Consider the following 14,220-nt stretch of genomic DNA (forward strand, 5'->3'; position numbering starts at 1 on the left):
GAACCGGGACTTCGGGGGTTTCCCCGCTGTCCGGGCTGCCGGGGAGGTTGTCGGGCGAGGTCACTTCACTGCCCCCTGGTCGATCAGCGGCAGCGGGCGCAGCGCCTGGAGCTCGAGCTCCTCGATCTGCTTGGCCCGGTGCGCGCCGAACTTCATGTTCTGGATCTTGTCGTGCAGCTTCACGATCGCGTCGATCAGCATCTCGGGCCGCGGCGGGCAGCCCGGCAGGTAGATGTCGACGGGCACGACGTGGTCCACGCCCTGCACGATCGCGTAGTTGTTGAACATGCCGCCGCTGGAGGCGCACACGCCCATGGAGATGACCCACTTGGGCTCGGCCATCTGGTCGTAGATCTGCCGCAGCACGGGGGCCATCTTCTGCGAGACGCGCCCGGCGACGATCATCAGGTCGGCCTGCCGGGGAGACGCCGAAGCGCGCTCCATGCCGAAGCGCGCGAGGTCGTAGTGGGGGCCACCGGTGGCCATCAGCTCGATGGCGCAACAGGCGAGACCGAACGTGGCCGGCCACACGGAGTTCTTACGCGCCCATCCGGCGGCCGCCTCGACCGTGCTGAGGATGAACCCGCTGGGGAGTTTCTCTTCAAGTCCCATTTTCAGTCCCAGTCCAGACCCTTGCGGCGCCACACGTACGCATAGGCCACGAGCACGGTGACGATGAACAGGAGCATCTCCACGAGCGCGAACAGCCCGAGCCCCGGGGAGAGCGTCTGGCCCGCGTCGTTCGTCTGCGGCGCGAACGAGACCGCCCACGGGTAAAGGAAGATGATCTCGATGTCGAACACGATGAAGAGCATCGCGGTGATCATGTATTTGAGCGGGAACCGTCCACCACCGACAGGCTGGGGCGTCGGCTCGATGCCGCATTCATAGGCGTCGAGCTTGGCGCGGTTCCAGCGCTTGGGACCGGTGAAGGGAGCGATGGCGACCGAGAAGATCGCGAAGCCCCCCGCGAGAACGGCGAGCACCAGGATGGGCACGTAAAGGTCCATCGCTACGCCTCCTCTGGAGTCGCCGCGCGCGCGGGCGCGCAGCCGGATCTGTTAGTTCTGAGGTTCATGCTGGTGGGGCGACCTTTGAGAGTGCGTTAATGATCATGTCGGACGCATCGCCTCGCCGGTCGGTGAGATTACCAAGGAGCTTGATGGCGAAGCGCATCAGCCTCGGGTGAGGGAGCCCATGCCTGGTGCCGAAGCTCATCACACCCGGCTTCCCGATTGCCTCGACGAACAACCTGCCGAGCGTGAAATATCCGCCGTAGGCGTCCTTCAACACCTGAGGATAGGTGCGCAGAGTGCGTTCGCGCTCCGCGGGGGTGCCGGCCTTGAGCGCCTTCACGATGACCTCGGCGGCGATCTCGCCGGTCTCCATCGCGTACGCGATGCCCTCACCGTTGAAGGGGTTGATCGACCCACCGGAGTCACCCACGAGCACCAGGCCGCGCGTGTAGTGCGGCTGCCGGTTGAAGGCCATCGGGAGCGCGGCGCCGCGGACGGGGGCCGTCATGTTCTCCTCGGTGAACTCCCACTCGGGGGGCATGGCCTTGCACCAGGTCCGCAGCAGGTCGCGGTAGTCGATGTTCTTGAACTGCGCGCTCGTGTTGAGCAGCCCGAGCCCCACGTTGGCGGTGCCGTCGCCGACGCCGAAGATCCAGCCGTATCCGGGCAGCAGCCTGTCCTGGGCCCACAGCTCCAGCCAGATCTCGAGGTAGTCGTCGTCGTGACGCGGGCTCTCGAAGTACGTCCGCACGGCCACGCCCATCGGGCGGTCTTCGCGCTTGTGCAGCCCCATGCCCACGGCCAGCCGGGTGCTGTTGCCGTCGGCGGCCACCACCAGGCGGCTGCGGTATTCGCGCCCGTCCTTGGTCGTCACGCCGACGATGTGGCCGCTGCGGTCGTCGAGGACGGGCCCCGTGACGGTGACGCCCTCCATCATCCGCACGCCGTTCTTGACCGCGTTGGCGGCGAGGATCTGGTCGAAGTCCTGGCGGGTGCGTACGAGGCCGAAGTCGGGGAAGCGCTCGAGCTGGGGCCAGTCGAGATCGAAGCGGTGGCCGCCGCCGACGACGCGCAGGCCCTTGTTCCTGATCCAGCCGGGTGCGTCGATGTCGACGCCCATGTTGAGCAGCTGCTTGACCGCGCGCGGCGTGAGGCCGTCGCCGCAGACCTTCTCGCGGGGGAACCTGGTCTTCTCCAGGAGCAGCACGTCGAGCCCGGATCGAGCGAGGTAAAAGGCGGTCGCGGAACCTGCGGGTCCGGCGCCGACGACGATGACGTCGGCGTCGACCTGCTTGGCTGTTGGCACCGTCACTGGACTGTCCTGTCCTTCGAAGGCCTCGGGGGTGTGCTGCCTTCGTTCCTTTGTGAACCCCTTCACAAACTTGTCGGCCTGCAGTCTACTGCTTTTCCAGTACATAGTGGCAGTCGGGGTGCCGTTCCGTGATCCAAGTGGAACGGCGTGTCGCGTGTGGTCTCACGCCGGCTTGAACCCTCTGTGCAGTGCCACGATCCCCATCGTGAGATTGCGCCACGCCACCCGCTCCCAGCCGGCCTGCTGAATGGTGCGGGCCAGAGTGCGCTGATCGGGCCAATCCCTGATGGACTCAGCCAGATATTCGTAGGAATCGTCATTGGACCCGAACACCTTGGCCACTTTTGGCAGCAGCCTCATCAGATATTCGCGATAGACGAGATCGAACGGCCCGAAGGTGACATGCGAGAACTCCAGCACCGCCAGGCGGCCGCCGGGCCTGGTCACGCGCAGCATCTCCCGCAGCGCCTGCGAGGTGTCGTGCACGTTGCGCAGCGCCACCGAGATCGTCACGGCGTCGAAGGAGTCGTCGGCGAACGGCAGCCGCAGCGCGTCGCCCGCGATGAACGGCACCCCGTCACCCGACAGTGCGTTGCCGCCGTGGCGGCGCACGCCAGTGCGGAGCATGCCTAGCGAGAAGTCGGACGCGATGGCCCGCGCGCCCAGCGTGGTGAACGCGTCGGTGGACGTGCCGGTGCCGGCCCCCAGGTCGAGCACGAGTTCGCCCGGCCCGGCGTCGACGGCCGCGGCCACCGCCTTGCGCCAGAGCCTGACCTGCCCGAGGGAGATCACGTCGTTGACCAGGTCGTAGCGCCGGGCGGTGCGATCGAACATCGCGGCGACCTCGCCCGGCTGTTTGTCCAATTGAGCGCGCGTCATACGCCAAGCCTATTGGGGCGTCTCACTTAGCAGGGAGGGAGCACTGGCGCAACGGAAAGTAGCCACGTAACTACCCAACGTCTGCTAACAATTGGCGAATGCTTGCCCGTGTCGCCCTTGCGGCGATTCTCGCCTCGGCCCCCACGCCGCACGCCCGCGTGGTCTCCGCCGACCCGGTCGACAGCACGCCGCACGTACTCGACGGCATCGTCAACGCCATCACCGTCGTCGGCCGGACCGTCGTGGTCGGCGGCTCGTTCAGCGAAGTGAGCGACGCCGCCCGCACCACCACCTACCCACGCGCCAACCTCTTCGCCTACGACCTGACCACAGGCCGCGTCCTGCAGGACTTCGCGCCGATCGTCCCCGGCGCGGTGTACGGCCTGGCCGCCGGCGACGGCGGCACCGTGTACGTCGGCGGCGAGTTCACCGGCGTCAACGACACGCGCTCCACGTCGCTGGCCAGGCTCAGGCTCTCCGACGGCGCACTTGTGACCGGCTTCGCGCCCCGCATCGCCGGGGGCATGGTGAACACCGTGGTCAGGCAGGGCTCGAAGCTCTACGTCGGCGGCGACTTCATCAGCCCGCGCACCGCGCTGGCCAGGCTCGACGCGACCACGGGCGCGGCCGACCCGGCGTTCGGCATCACGCCCGGCGGCCCGCTGGCCGACAGCGTCAAGGTCTACGCGATCGCCGCCACCCGCTACCGGCTCGCCGTGGACGGCTCGTTCACCACGCTCGACGGCCACTCCAGGCCGCAGCTCGGGCTGATCGACATCAGCGGCCCCACGGCCAAGGTCGCCCCTTGGCGGACCGACGCGTACGCGGCCCGGTGCATGGCGGCGTTCCCCTCATACGTCCGCGGCCTGGATTTCTCGCCCGACGGACACTATTTCGCGGTCGTCACCACGGGAGGCCCCAAGGGCGGCATGTGCGACACGACCGCCAGATTCGAGACGTACGCCACGGGCACCCGCGTCAAGCCCACCTGGGTCAACGCCACGGGAGGCGACTCGCTCTACGCGGTTTGCGTGACGGGCGCGGCGGTCTACGTCGGCGGGCATCAGCGCTGGCTGGACAATCCGCAGGGCCGCGACTCGGCCGGCCCCGGGGCGGTGTCACGCCCCGGGATCGGAGCCATTCATCCGACTACGGGTAAGGCCCTGAGTTGGAATCCGACGCGGGAGCGCGGCATCGGCGTGAAGGCGTTTTACGCGCATCCCAGCGGACTACTTGTCGGTAGTGACACAACTCGACTCGGACGGGAGTACCATGCCCGGATTGGCATGTTCCCTCAGCCCTAGTCGTCCTCTGGCTTCGGCCGGTCGATCTTGTTGCTGATACGTTCGCTCATGGCGTCGCGCTGCTTGTTGAGCAGGACGTAGCTGGCTATGCCGCTGATCAAGAAAGACGCGACGATCAGCACCAGCGGGTTTTGCAGGCCGAGCAGCCAGAGCACGCCGAGGGCCACCAGAAACAGGCCGATCCGCGACAAGGTGTAAACGAGAACGGGACGCACAGGTTCGAGGTTACTCGGACCCGTGGACCGGTCGCTCTTCGCATCGGACGCGAGCGCTGCTACTGTTCCCAGTCAGGGAGTTTCGTAAAGAAACACCCACGAGAGCCCCAAAGAGGCTCTATCATATAACAATCGGGCAGTCAGCTGATAACAACCCGTGATCTTTGTAGAAAACCACGGATAAATCAGGCTTCGCTCGACACACTGGTTACCTGTCCGCCCGCTGGCAGGAAGCGGGATGCGAGGGGGAGAGATTGGTGGAGAGTAGCAGCGAGCGTCTGCTGACCCCAGGAGAGGTTGCCGCCCTCTTCCGGGTAGACCCAAAGACGGTTACGCGCTGGGCTGCGGCAGGCCGCATCAGCAGTATCCGCACCCCCGGAGGGCACCGGCGCTTCCGCGAATCGGAAGTCCACGCCCTTCTTCGAGGCGAGGACGTTCTGACGGCCGACAGGCCGGCAGGTGAGTCCCCGCGCGTCTGACCGTGCAGACGGTGGTCCTGCGATGGCAGGATCACCGCCGGCGCAACCCACTGTTCAAGTGCTTCCCGGCCGCACTTCCGTACGGCAAGCATGGGGCGGCGCCAACCGCCGATCGTGGATGGCGCCTGTCCGCTTGCCCGATCAGGTCTCTTCCTGCGCCGCCTTGAACGCCAGGAACTCCCGCTCGAGGTCGTCGTTCTCCGCCTCCCAGCGCTTGCGGCGCTCGGCCGCTTCCTCCTCCGTCAGCGCCTCGGGCAGCCACAGCTCGTAGTCCGGGTCACCAGGCTGCACCTCCACGTACGCGTTGCCGATCAGACGCCCGTCTTCGCTGGTCAGGCTCTGCGGCACGCGCAGGGTCCCGTCCGCGAGCCGGATGACGTACATGTCCGATCACCTAGATTCCGTAGCGCCGGTTGAAGAAGAGCATGATGTCGAGCGCCATCCGCGTGTCTCCCCCGAGCATGTCCACGAGGGCCGGACGCTGACGGGAGGCGATGGCGGCGAAGGCGTCGGCGAAGAACTCCTTGCGGCCCAGCCCGCCTCCCTGGCGGTGGAAGGTGGAGGCCAGCAGCGGCAGGGCCGTGTCGTAGAGGCGGACGAACTCCGGAGAGTCGGAGACCCAGTCCCCGTAGGGCGAGTCGACGTCGTCGATGGCGTGGCCGACCTCGTGCATCATCACGTCGGGGGTGGGCGAGGGGCGGTCGCCCACGACGATCTTGCGGTCGCCGTACGCGCCGGCGCAGATGTCCCACGTGGCGCGGCCCGACGGGAGCGGGGCGCCGCGTAAGTAGCCCATGTCGTCGAGGTCGGGGACGCCGCCGCGCCCGACGTAGATGCCCTCCAGACCGGCCGCGAGCTTCTCCTTGAGGCGGTCGGGGAGCCTGGCGAGGCTCTCCACGGCGCGTACGACGTCGGCGGAGGGCGGCCCCAGCCTGGCGTCCCACTGGCGGTGCAGGATGCTCTCCAGCTTGCCGCAGTGGCGCAGGCCGTCGCCCATGGACGGCGTGCCGGGCCGGTTGGGCTGGGCTCTGGGCTGGTCGTCGAGCTCGAAGTCGTACCAGGTGTAGCGGGGGCGCTCGACCACGGCGGCGGGCAGCCGCTCGCGGCGTTCGCGTAACGCGAACCCGTCCCAGATCGACTCCGGCGTGCGGCGCTCCGGACCTCCAGGCCACGCCATCCGCTCAGACTGCCTGCTGGGCGCGTCGGAGCCCGTCTCGCGGCCCTTGCGGGGCTTGGCGCCTGCGCGGGCCTCCTGGGGCTTCTCACGGGCGTTGGACCAGAAGGAGCGCTCGGCCTCGGGGGGCGCCTCTCCCCGGCGCGAGAAGAGGTATGACCCGCGTCGCCACCAACGACCGCGCCGGTGCCGGCCCTTGTCGTTAATGAAGGCCATCGCACCTCTCAACGCCCGTGGAGTCCGGCGAGACCGCCGCATCGGCTTCCACGGTACGACGCCGATCTTCCCCTAGTCACCCGAAATGGGACAACGGGAAGCACGATCACGTGGCGGATGGCTTACAGTTCGGGCATGGCAGGTGTACTGATCGGCCTGGCGCTGCTGGCCTTCTGGCTCTTCTCGCTGTTCGACGTGGTCACCACACCGGAGGATGAGGTCCGGAACGTACCAAAAGCACTCTGGATCCTGATCGTGGTCCTGATCCCGCTCCTCGGCGGCCTGGTCTGGATGGCCCGCGGCCGCCCGCGCACCCCGCGCGCCGCCTGGCCCGTGCCCCCGGGTCCGGGCGTGCCGAAGGGCCCGGACGACGACCCCGACTTCCTGCGCGACCTCGACCGCCGCATGCGCGGCGACGACTCCTGAGCCGATCAGACGTCCGCGTAGCTGTGCAGCCCGCTGATGAAGATGTTGACGCCGACCAGGTTGAACAGCAGGCAGGCGAACGCCACGAGCTGCACGATCGTCGCGGCCCTGCCCCGCCATCCGGCCGTCACCTTCGCGTGCAGGTAGGCGGCGTAGGCCACCCAGGTGATGAACGACCAGACCTCCTTGGGGTCCCAGCCCCAGTAGCGGCCCCACGCCCGGTCCGCCCAGAGCGCGCCCGCGATCACCGCGAACGTCCACACCGGGAACGCGAGCACGATCGCCCGGTGCGCCACCCGCTCCAGGTCGGCGCGTGACGGCAGACGGGACACCCCGTCGCCGCGCACCAGGTAGAGGATGCCGGACACCCCGGCCATCGTGAACAGACCGCTCGCGACGATCGCGGCGGTGACGTGGATGGCGATCCAGTACGAGTTCAGCGCGGGCACCACGGGCCCCGCGGCCGTGTAGAAGAACTTGACCGCCAGGCCGAGGCCGAGGGCGGCCGCGACCATCACGAAGGCGCCGAGGAAGCGCACGTTGTAGCGGAGCTGGCTGCCGAGGAACGCCGTCACGGCGGCGAAGCAGATCGCCACCACGAACTCGTACATGTTGCCCCACGGCCACCGGTCCACGGCCAGGCCGCGGGTGGCGATGGCGGTGAGGTGGGCCGCCCAGCCCACCCAGGCGAGCACCAGAGCCAGCTTCCCGGCCCTGACGGCCCCTAGGCCCTTGTCGGCGCCGCCGCCGGCACCCGCTCCCACCGCGACCGGCTCCTTCTCGACCACGGCCGCCTTGTCGGCGATGCCCTTGCCGAAGGCGAGCTCGATCGCGAAGGCGACCATGGCGAAGACATAGAGGAGGACCGCGGCGACGACGAAAAGGTCGCTCAGCCCGGCGAGTTGCTCAGCGGACATCCTTGTCTCCTGCTGATAGAACCTTGACGATGTCGGCGAACTCCTCGGCGAAGCCCGCCGCGGAGCCCTCTGTGCGGGTCAGGCCGCCCACCTCGACCACGCCCTTGCCGGTCCGTACGAACACCCGGCGCCGGCGGATCTGCAACGACAGCGCGATGCCGAGGATCGCCGCGCCTGCGGCGATCAGCGCGGGCACGCGGCCTGGGTCGTAGGCGGTCTGGAGCGTGATCCACTGCTTGACCCCGGTGAACTGCAGCTTGCCCGCGCCCTTCGGCAGGTCGATCGACTGCCCGACCGCCAGCGGCTTGGGCACGCTCTTGCCCATGATCAGCGGGGTGAGCTTCTTCAGGACCTCGGGCGGGGCCAGCTCGTAGACCGACTGCGGCCGGCCGGAGCGCAGGCCGAGGTCGCCGGTGAAGGCCCCGATGAGCTGCACCTCGGGGTTGAGCTCGCCGGGGAAGGCGGAGGCGTACGTGCCGTCCGTCAGTGGCACGCTCGTGGGCAGGAACTGCAGCAGGAACCCGAGCTGCGACGGCTGCGCGTCGGGCACCTTGACCACGCACCCCGAGATCATCGTGGCCTTGGACTCGATCAGGCACGGCACGGGCCCCTCGAAGGCCACCTGGCCCTTGCCGTCGGTGACCTTGAAGACGGGCGCGTAGCCGTTGCCGATCAGGTACGTCTGCGTGCCGTCGATCTCCAGCGGGTCGTTGACCTTGAGGTCGTAGTCGCGGGTGGGCGAGACGGGCGAGTCGTTGACCTTCAGGCGGGCGGTGTAGTCGAGCGCCTGGCCCTTCTTGTCACCCGTGACCTGGTAGGCGACCTTGAAGTCGGTGAGCTGGAAGGAGAACGGCTCCAGCGACTCGGCCGAGACCTGGCTGCCGGGGATGAACCGGTCGTAGGCGGCCACCGTGTTGGCGAACCCGTCACCCTCCACGACCAGGACGTTGCCGCGGTAGCCGAACAGGGAGCCGAAGCCGACCGCGAGCAGGATGCCCAGCAGGGCGACGTGGAAGAGCAGGTTGCCGGTCTCGCGCAGGTAGCCCTTCTCGGCGGAGACCCAGCCGTCGCCGGTCACCACGCGGAAGCGCAGCTTGCGCAGCCGCCGCGCGGCCTCCTCGACGTCCAGGTCGGCCTCGAAGGAGGTGGAGTGGGGCAGGCGTGACAGGCGCCTGGGCGCGTCCGGCGGCCTGCGGCGCAGCTCGCGGGCGTACGTCGCGGCGCGCGGGACGACGCAGCCGATCAGCGAGGTGAACAGCAGCAGGTAGATCGCCGCGAACCAGACCGAGGTGAACACCTCGAAGAGCTGGAAGCGGTCGTACCACTCGGCCAGCGTGGGGCTCTGGTCGTAGAGCCGTGCCACCTTGTCGGGGTCGACACCGCGCTGCGGGACGAGCGAGCCGGGCACCGCGGCGAGCGCGAGCAGGAACAGCAGGATCAGCGCCGTCTTCATCGAGGTGAGCGTGCGCCAGCCCCACCTCAGCCAGGCGACCGGCCCGAACCCGGCCTGCTTGGGCGCCTGCTCCTTCTGCAGCTCCTGAACGCTCATCAGATCACCGGCTCGAAGGCGCCGATCAGACCCTGCATGGCAGCGATCATCTGTCCCCACAGCCCCGTCACGAGGAGCACTCCGACGGCCACCATCATGCCGCCGCCGATCCTGGTGATCAGGCGCGAGTGCTTGCGGATGGCCCGGAAGGTGCGCAGGGCCTTGCTGTACGCGAGCGCCGCGCCCACGAACGGCAGCCCGAGGCCCAGGGCGTACGCGACGGCCAGGAGGGCGCCCCGCGCGGCGCTGCCCTCGTTGAGGCCGAGCGCCAGCACGACGGCGAGCGTGGGCCCGATGCACGGCGTCCACCCCAGCCCGAACACCACCCCGAGCAGCGGCGCGCCCGCCAGGCCCGCGGACGGCACCCGGTGGATGCGCACGTCACGCATCAGCCCCGGGATGACGCCCAGGAACGCCAGCCCCAGCAGGATGGTCAGCACGCCGAGCACCCGCGTGATGAGCTCGGCGTGGCCGAGCATGACCGAGCCGAGCCCGCCGAACAGCGCCCCGCTGAGCACGAACACCAGCCCGAACCCGCTGACGAACAGCACCGTGCCCAGCACCAGCCGCCCCCGCCCGGCGTCGGTGCTCATGCCGGTCACGTAGGACAGGTAGCCGGGCACCAGCGGAAGCACGCACGGCGACAGGAACGACACCACCCCGGCCAGCACCGCGATCGGCACGGCGAGCAGCAGCGAGCCCGAGGCGATGACGTCACTCATCGCGCACCTTGGTCACGGTGTTGAGCAGGTCGGTGTATTTGACCGCGCCGAGAGCCCTGGCGGCGACCCTGCCCTGCTTGTCGATGATCAGCGTGGACGGGATGGCCGCGGGCGGCACCGTGCCCTGGAAGGCCAGCGCCACCTTGCCCGGCTGGTCGAAGATGTGCGGGTAGCCGGTCTTCTCGGTGCGCTCGAACGCCAGCGCGTCGGCCTGGCGGTCCTTGAAGTCGACGCCGATGAACTCCACGCCGCTGCTCTTGGTCTGGGCCGCGACCTCCTTGAGCACCGGCGCCTCCGCGCGGCACGGGCCGCACCACGACGCCCAGAAGTTGAGCACCACGACCTTGCCCTTGTGCGCGGCGAGCGAGGCGGTGGCCCCGTCGAGGGTCGGCCCCTGGACGGCCGGGGCCGGCTTGCGCTCGCTCGCGCCGAACACCTGCATCTTCCCGTCGCCCGCGACGAACCGGGTGTCACCCGCCTGCGGCTGACCGCTCTGGTTGCCGGCGCAGCCCGCGACCAGCAGGCCCAGGAGAACGAGGAAGATGGACTTGGCGCGCACGGAGGAAGATCTCCTTGTACTACAACCGGTAGAGCTTGCAACTCTACCGGTGAGGCCACGCGCTCCCGACATCAGGCCCCTGGGACGGACGGACCCGTCTCGAGCGATCCCGCGGGCTCGCTGTAGCCGACGCTGACCAGACGGTCGCCGTCGAAGGTGAACGTGGTGATGCTGGCCAGCGCGCACTGCCTGCGCCGCGGGTCGTGCCAGAGCCTGCGCCCCTCGGCGGCCGACCTGATCGTCCAGATCGGGAGCTGGTGGCTGACGAGCACCGCCTCGTGCCCGCGTGCCTCGGCCCTGGCGTCGTCGATCATCGACTTCATGCGCCGGACGATGGACGGGTACGGCTCGCCCCAGGACGGGCGCAGCGGATTCCAGAAATAGCGGTAGTTGCGCGGGTTTCGCAGGATCGCCAGGCCCTGGCCCACAGGCCGGCCCTGAAGCATGTTGCCCGCCTCGATCAGGCGCTCGTCCTGGACGATGCCGAGGCCGAGCTTGTCGGCGAGGGGGGCCGCGGTCTCAAGGGCGCGCTCCAGCGGCGAGCTGTAGAGGGCGACGATGTCACGGCCACCCACGGCCTTGGCGACCGTCTCGGCCATGAGCTGCCCAGTCTCGGACAGGTGGTAGCCGGGCAGCCGGCCGTACAGGACGCCGGCGGGGTTGTGCACCTCTCCGTGGCGCAGCAGGTGGACGACGGTGGTTTCAGCCATGGTGGGCACAGCCTATCCGCTCCGTTTCACCATCCGGCTGGGACCCCACGAGCCCCTCAGTTGACGGCCCAGGAGTTCTCCTGAGTCCTGCTCGACTCGGCCAGCGCCTCCACCATGGCCCTGATCGCGGGGCGGCGGGCCGCGTCCGTACGCCACACCGCGTAGATGCGCCGTGTCTGGCGTGGCCTGGTCGGCACGAGCCGCACGCCGTCCGGCACGCAGTCCCGGCCGAGTCGCGGCACGATCGCGCAGCCCAGCCCGCCCGCCACCAGCGCGAGCTGGGTCGGGTACTCGTCGGCCATGCACGCGATCACGGGCTCCACCGAGGCGTTGCGCAGCGTGAAGACCAGCCAGTCGTAGCAGACGGTGCCGGGGGTCCCGCTGATCCACCGCTCGCCGCGCAACTGGGCCAGCTCCAGCTCCTTGCTGTCCGCCAGCGGGTGGTCGGCGGGCAGCGCGATGTCCGCCACGTCGTCGAGCAGCGTGGCCCTGGACAGGCCGTCCGGCAGGGCCATGGGCCGGTTGAGCCAGTCCTGGATCACGCCGAGGTCCAGCTCGCCCCTGGCCACCTCGCGTACCACCCGCTCGGGCTCGCGCTCGTTGAGCTGGATCCACAGGTCGGGATGGCGCTCCCTGAGCGAGGTGAGAGCGGTGGGCATGAGGCCGCGCACGGCGGTGGGGAACGCGCCGATGTTCAGGCGGCCGACGACCTCGCCGCGCAGCGCCTCGAAGTCCGCCTCGGCGGTCTCGACCAGGGCGAGGATGCGCTCGGCGTGCTCGGCGAGCAGCCCGGCCGCATCGGTCAGACGCACGCCGCGGCCGTTGCGCTCCATGAGCCTGGCGCCGGTCTCGCGCTCCAGCTTGGCGATCTGCTGGGACACCGCCGAGGGGGTGACCATGAGGGCGTCGGCCGCCGCTCCGACCGACCCGTAGACGTGCACTGCGTGAAGGGCCTTGAGCCGGTTCAAGTCCAACATGTAAGCCAGCCTAAATGGTTTAGCGTAGAAAGTCTCGCTTGTGCTCCAATCTGTAGCGTCTGAAAATAGATGCATGCGAATCATTAAGACGAAGAAGCAGCAGTCCGGCTCCGTGTCGTACCTCAAGGTGCTGGCCGAGCAGGCCCGCGAGCAGCGCATCCGCTACCAGAAGCCCGCTCGCTAGTACGCCCCCGCCACCTCGCCCTCGCAGCTGGGGTGGCGGCCACCGTGTTGTTCGCGGTGACGTTCCTCAAGGAGCGGCTCACCGCCCGCCGCGTGCTCGGGCCGGCCGTCGCCTTCGGCGGACTGGCCCTGGTCGCCTCCGCGCCCCGCCCCCGCTCCTGTCACTCTGACTGGAGAGCGTGCTTGCCGGAACTGACGCGAAGCGCGTCAGAGAACGGCGGCGGCCGCCTTCGCCGCAGCAGGAAGCGCGTCGGCCACACGGCTGAGCGCCTCGTCGTCGTGGGCGGACGACAGGAACCAGGCCTCGTACGCCGAAGGCGGCAGGTAGACGCCCTGGTCCAGCATGGCGTGGAAGAAGGCGGTGAACGCGGCCGTGTTCTGCGTCTTGGCCTCGGCGAAGTTCGTCACCTCCGCGTCCGTGAAGAAGATCGAGAACAGGCTGCCCGCCCGCTGCAGCCGGTGCGGCACCCCCGCCGCCGAGAGCGCCTCGGAGGCGGCGTCGCCGACCGCGAGCGCGGCGGAGTCCACGCGCTCATAGGCCTCCGCGTCAAGCGCACGCAGCGTGGCCAGCCCGGCGGCGCAGGCCAGCGGGTTACCGGAGAGCGTCCCCGCCTGGTAGACCGGCCCTTCGGGCGCGAGCTGCGCCATGACGTCGGCCCGTCCGCCGAAGGCCGCGGCGGGCAGGCCGCCGCCCATGACCTTCCCGAACGTCATCAGGTCGGCCTCCACCGGGTCCAGGCCGTACCAGCCGGCGGACGAGACGCGGAAGCCCGTCAGCACCTCGTCGAGGATGAGCAGCGCGCCGTTGGCCGTGCAGAGCTCGCGCAGCCGCGCGTTGAACCCGTCACGCGGCGGGACGATCCCCATGTTCGCGGGGCAGGCCTCGGTGATCACGCACGCGACCTCGGCCTCCGCGAAGGCCGCCTCGACGGCCTCGATGGAGTTGTACGGCAGCACGATCGTGTCCGCCGCCGACGCCCCCGTCACCCCCGGCGTGTCGGGCAGCCCGAACGTCGCCACCCCGGACCCGGCCGAGGCCAGCAGCGCGTCCACGTGCCCGTGGTAGCACCCCGCGAACTTGATCACCTTGGACCGCCCGGTGAACCCCCTGGCCAGGCGCACGGCGCTCATCGTCGCCTCGGTGCCCGAGCTGACCAGCCGCACCTTCTCGACCGGCGCCACCCTGGCGACGATCTCCTCGGCCAGCTCCACCTCGCCCGGCGTGGCGGTGCCGTAGGAGAACCCGTCGGCGAGCGCCCCCGACACGGCCTCGACGACCGCGGGGTGACGGTGCCCGAGGATCATGGGCCCCCAGGAGCACACCAGGTCGACGTACCGGTTGCCGTCCGCGTCGGTGATGTAGGGGCCCTGGCCGGAGACCATGAAGCGCGGCGTCCCACCGACCGCGCCGAACGCGCGCACCGGAGAGTTGACGCCTCCGGGCACGATCTGGCGGGCGCGGGCGAACAGGTCCTCGGAGTTCTGTGTACGGCTCACCCGACCCAGGTTAGCCTCGCCCCCACCCGCCCCCACCACACGGGCATCCCGCCCGCCCGTTATGGCAGGCGCGCTCGTCAACGGC

Annotated in this window: 17 protein-coding genes; 3 read left to right on the forward strand and 14 right to left on the reverse strand. The window is 69.4% G+C overall.

Annotation, left to right across the window (positions count from 1 at the left end):
- Positions 1–60: 60 nt before the first annotated feature.
- The 4 genes from AB0J64_RS11220 to AB0J64_RS11235 all read right to left on the reverse strand — a co-directional run bounded on the left by AB0J64_RS11220 (position 61) and on the right by AB0J64_RS11235 (position 3,207).
- On the reverse strand, positions 61–612 hold the full coding sequence (locus tag AB0J64_RS11220) for an NADH-quinone oxidoreductase subunit B family protein (RefSeq protein ID WP_344998582.1): 552 nt from the start codon (positions 610–612) through the stop codon (positions 61–63).
- A 2-nt stretch (positions 613–614) separates the two neighbouring features.
- The gene (locus AB0J64_RS11225; protein ID WP_344998584.1) at positions 615–1,010 is read right to left on the reverse strand and encodes an NADH-quinone oxidoreductase subunit A; all 396 of its coding nucleotides are present in this window, start codon (positions 1,008–1,010) and stop codon (positions 615–617) included.
- Between the two features lie 64 nt (positions 1,011–1,074).
- Positions 1,075–2,328: a geranylgeranyl reductase family protein gene (locus tag AB0J64_RS11230; RefSeq protein ID WP_364024143.1), complete on the reverse strand. Its 1,254-nt coding sequence runs from the start codon at positions 2,326–2,328 to the stop codon at positions 1,075–1,077.
- Positions 2,329–2,490: 162 nt separating this feature from the next.
- Positions 2,491–3,207: a demethylmenaquinone methyltransferase gene (locus AB0J64_RS11235; RefSeq protein WP_364024146.1), complete on the reverse strand. Its 717-nt coding sequence runs from the start codon at positions 3,205–3,207 to the stop codon at positions 2,491–2,493.
- Between the two features lie 98 nt (positions 3,208–3,305).
- Between AB0J64_RS11235 and AB0J64_RS11240 the strand changes: the two genes are divergently transcribed.
- Positions 3,306–4,511, forward strand: a complete 1,206-nt coding sequence (locus AB0J64_RS11240; protein WP_364024149.1) for a hypothetical protein — start codon at positions 3,306–3,308, stop codon at positions 4,509–4,511.
- Here the strand turns inward: AB0J64_RS11240 and AB0J64_RS11245 are convergent.
- Positions 4,508–4,726 carry a DUF4229 domain-containing protein gene (locus tag AB0J64_RS11245; protein ID WP_364024151.1) on the reverse strand — a complete coding sequence of 73 codons (219 nt, stop codon included), beginning with the start codon at positions 4,724–4,726 and terminating at the stop codon, positions 4,508–4,510. The genes AB0J64_RS11240 and AB0J64_RS11245 overlap by 4 nt on opposite strands.
- A gap of 257 nt (positions 4,727–4,983) precedes the next feature.
- On the opposite strand from AB0J64_RS11245, the gene AB0J64_RS11250 reads away from it, so the two are divergent.
- On the forward strand, positions 4,984–5,205 hold the full coding sequence (locus tag AB0J64_RS11250; RefSeq protein ID WP_026214226.1) for a BldC family transcriptional regulator: 222 nt from the start codon (positions 4,984–4,986) through the stop codon (positions 5,203–5,205).
- Between the two features lie 141 nt (positions 5,206–5,346).
- Here AB0J64_RS11250 and AB0J64_RS11255 read toward each other — a convergent pair whose 3' ends face one another.
- Both AB0J64_RS11255 and AB0J64_RS11260 read right to left on the reverse strand, forming a co-directional pair.
- Positions 5,347–5,589: a hypothetical protein gene (locus tag AB0J64_RS11255; RefSeq protein ID WP_364024153.1), complete on the reverse strand. Its 243-nt coding sequence runs from the start codon at positions 5,587–5,589 to the stop codon at positions 5,347–5,349.
- 10 nt (positions 5,590–5,599) lie between these two features.
- Positions 5,600–6,595, reverse strand: a complete 996-nt coding sequence (locus AB0J64_RS11260) for a hypothetical protein (RefSeq protein ID WP_364024156.1) — start codon at positions 6,593–6,595, stop codon at positions 5,600–5,602.
- 135 nt (positions 6,596–6,730) lie between these two features.
- On the opposite strand from AB0J64_RS11260, the gene AB0J64_RS11265 reads away from it, so the two are divergent.
- Positions 6,731–7,021, forward strand: a complete 291-nt coding sequence (locus tag AB0J64_RS11265) for a PLD nuclease N-terminal domain-containing protein (RefSeq protein WP_344998598.1) — start codon at positions 6,731–6,733, stop codon at positions 7,019–7,021.
- A gap of 5 nt (positions 7,022–7,026) precedes the next feature.
- On the opposite strand, the gene ccsB is transcribed toward AB0J64_RS11265, so the two are convergent.
- The 7 genes from ccsB to hemL all read right to left on the reverse strand — a co-directional run bounded on the left by ccsB (position 7,027) and on the right by hemL (position 14,135).
- The gene (gene ccsB, locus AB0J64_RS11270) at positions 7,027–7,938 is read right to left on the reverse strand and encodes a c-type cytochrome biogenesis protein CcsB (RefSeq protein WP_364024160.1); all 912 of its coding nucleotides are present in this window, start codon (positions 7,936–7,938) and stop codon (positions 7,027–7,029) included.
- Complete coding sequence (locus tag AB0J64_RS11275) at positions 7,928–9,487, reverse strand: cytochrome c biogenesis protein ResB (protein WP_364024163.1); 1,560 nt, start codon at positions 9,485–9,487, stop codon at positions 7,928–7,930. The genes ccsB and AB0J64_RS11275 overlap by 11 nt, the downstream gene beginning before the upstream one ends.
- Complete coding sequence (locus AB0J64_RS11280; protein ID WP_364024166.1) at positions 9,487–10,209, reverse strand: cytochrome c biogenesis protein CcdA; 723 nt, start codon at positions 10,207–10,209, stop codon at positions 9,487–9,489. The genes AB0J64_RS11275 and AB0J64_RS11280 overlap by 1 nt, the downstream gene beginning before the upstream one ends.
- A complete protein-coding gene (locus AB0J64_RS11285; RefSeq protein WP_364024169.1) occupies positions 10,202–10,768 on the reverse strand; it encodes a TlpA disulfide reductase family protein in 567 nt (188 codons plus the stop codon). The genes AB0J64_RS11280 and AB0J64_RS11285 overlap by 8 nt, the downstream gene beginning before the upstream one ends.
- Positions 10,769–10,839: 71 nt before the next feature.
- Positions 10,840–11,478: a histidine phosphatase family protein gene (locus AB0J64_RS11290; RefSeq protein WP_364024172.1), complete on the reverse strand. Its 639-nt coding sequence runs from the start codon at positions 11,476–11,478 to the stop codon at positions 10,840–10,842.
- Between the two features lie 56 nt (positions 11,479–11,534).
- The gene (locus tag AB0J64_RS11295) at positions 11,535–12,455 is read right to left on the reverse strand and encodes a LysR family transcriptional regulator (protein WP_364024175.1); all 921 of its coding nucleotides are present in this window, start codon (positions 12,453–12,455) and stop codon (positions 11,535–11,537) included.
- Between the two features lie 390 nt (positions 12,456–12,845).
- Positions 12,846–14,135 (reverse strand): glutamate-1-semialdehyde 2,1-aminomutase, encoded by a 1,290-nt coding sequence (gene hemL, locus AB0J64_RS11300; protein WP_364024178.1) that lies wholly within the window; start codon positions 14,133–14,135, stop codon positions 12,846–12,848.
- Positions 14,136–14,220 lie beyond the last annotated feature (85 nt).

The sequence above is a fragment of the Nonomuraea sp. NPDC049695 genome, assembly GCF_040674955.1.
In the GTDB taxonomy this organism is placed as follows: Bacteria; Actinomycetota; Actinomycetes; order Streptosporangiales; family Streptosporangiaceae; genus Nonomuraea; species Nonomuraea helvata.

Coding starts and splice junctions, on each gene's coding strand:
- AB0J64_RS11295 (WP_364024175.1), bottom strand. CDS start 12,455: ATGTTGGACTTGAACCGGCTCAAGGCCCTTCACGCAGTGCACGTCTAC.
- AB0J64_RS11235 (WP_364024146.1), bottom strand. CDS start 3,207: ATGACGCGCGCTCAATTGGACAAACAGCCGGGCGAGGTCGCCGCGATG.
- ccsB (WP_364024160.1), bottom strand. CDS start 7,938: ATGTCCGCTGAGCAACTCGCCGGGCTGAGCGACCTTTTCGTCGTCGCC.
- AB0J64_RS11280 (WP_364024166.1), bottom strand. CDS start 10,209: ATGAGTGACGTCATCGCCTCGGGCTCGCTGCTGCTCGCCGTGCCGATC.
- AB0J64_RS11220 (WP_344998582.1), bottom strand. CDS start 612: ATGGGACTTGAAGAGAAACTCCCCAGCGGGTTCATCCTCAGCACGGTC.
- AB0J64_RS11255 (WP_364024153.1), bottom strand. CDS start 5,589: ATGTACGTCATCCGGCTCGCGGACGGGACCCTGCGCGTGCCGCAGAGC.
- AB0J64_RS11275 (WP_364024163.1), bottom strand. CDS start 9,487: ATGAGCGTTCAGGAGCTGCAGAAGGAGCAGGCGCCCAAGCAGGCCGGG.
- AB0J64_RS11260 (WP_364024156.1), bottom strand. CDS start 6,595: ATGGCCTTCATTAACGACAAGGGCCGGCACCGGCGCGGTCGTTGGTGG.
- AB0J64_RS11240 (WP_364024149.1), top strand. CDS start 3,306: ATGCTTGCCCGTGTCGCCCTTGCGGCGATTCTCGCCTCGGCCCCCACG.
- AB0J64_RS11265 (WP_344998598.1), top strand. CDS start 6,731: ATGGCAGGTGTACTGATCGGCCTGGCGCTGCTGGCCTTCTGGCTCTTC.
- AB0J64_RS11290 (WP_364024172.1), bottom strand. CDS start 11,478: ATGGCTGAAACCACCGTCGTCCACCTGCTGCGCCACGGAGAGGTGCAC.
- AB0J64_RS11225 (WP_344998584.1), bottom strand. CDS start 1,010: ATGGACCTTTACGTGCCCATCCTGGTGCTCGCCGTTCTCGCGGGGGGC.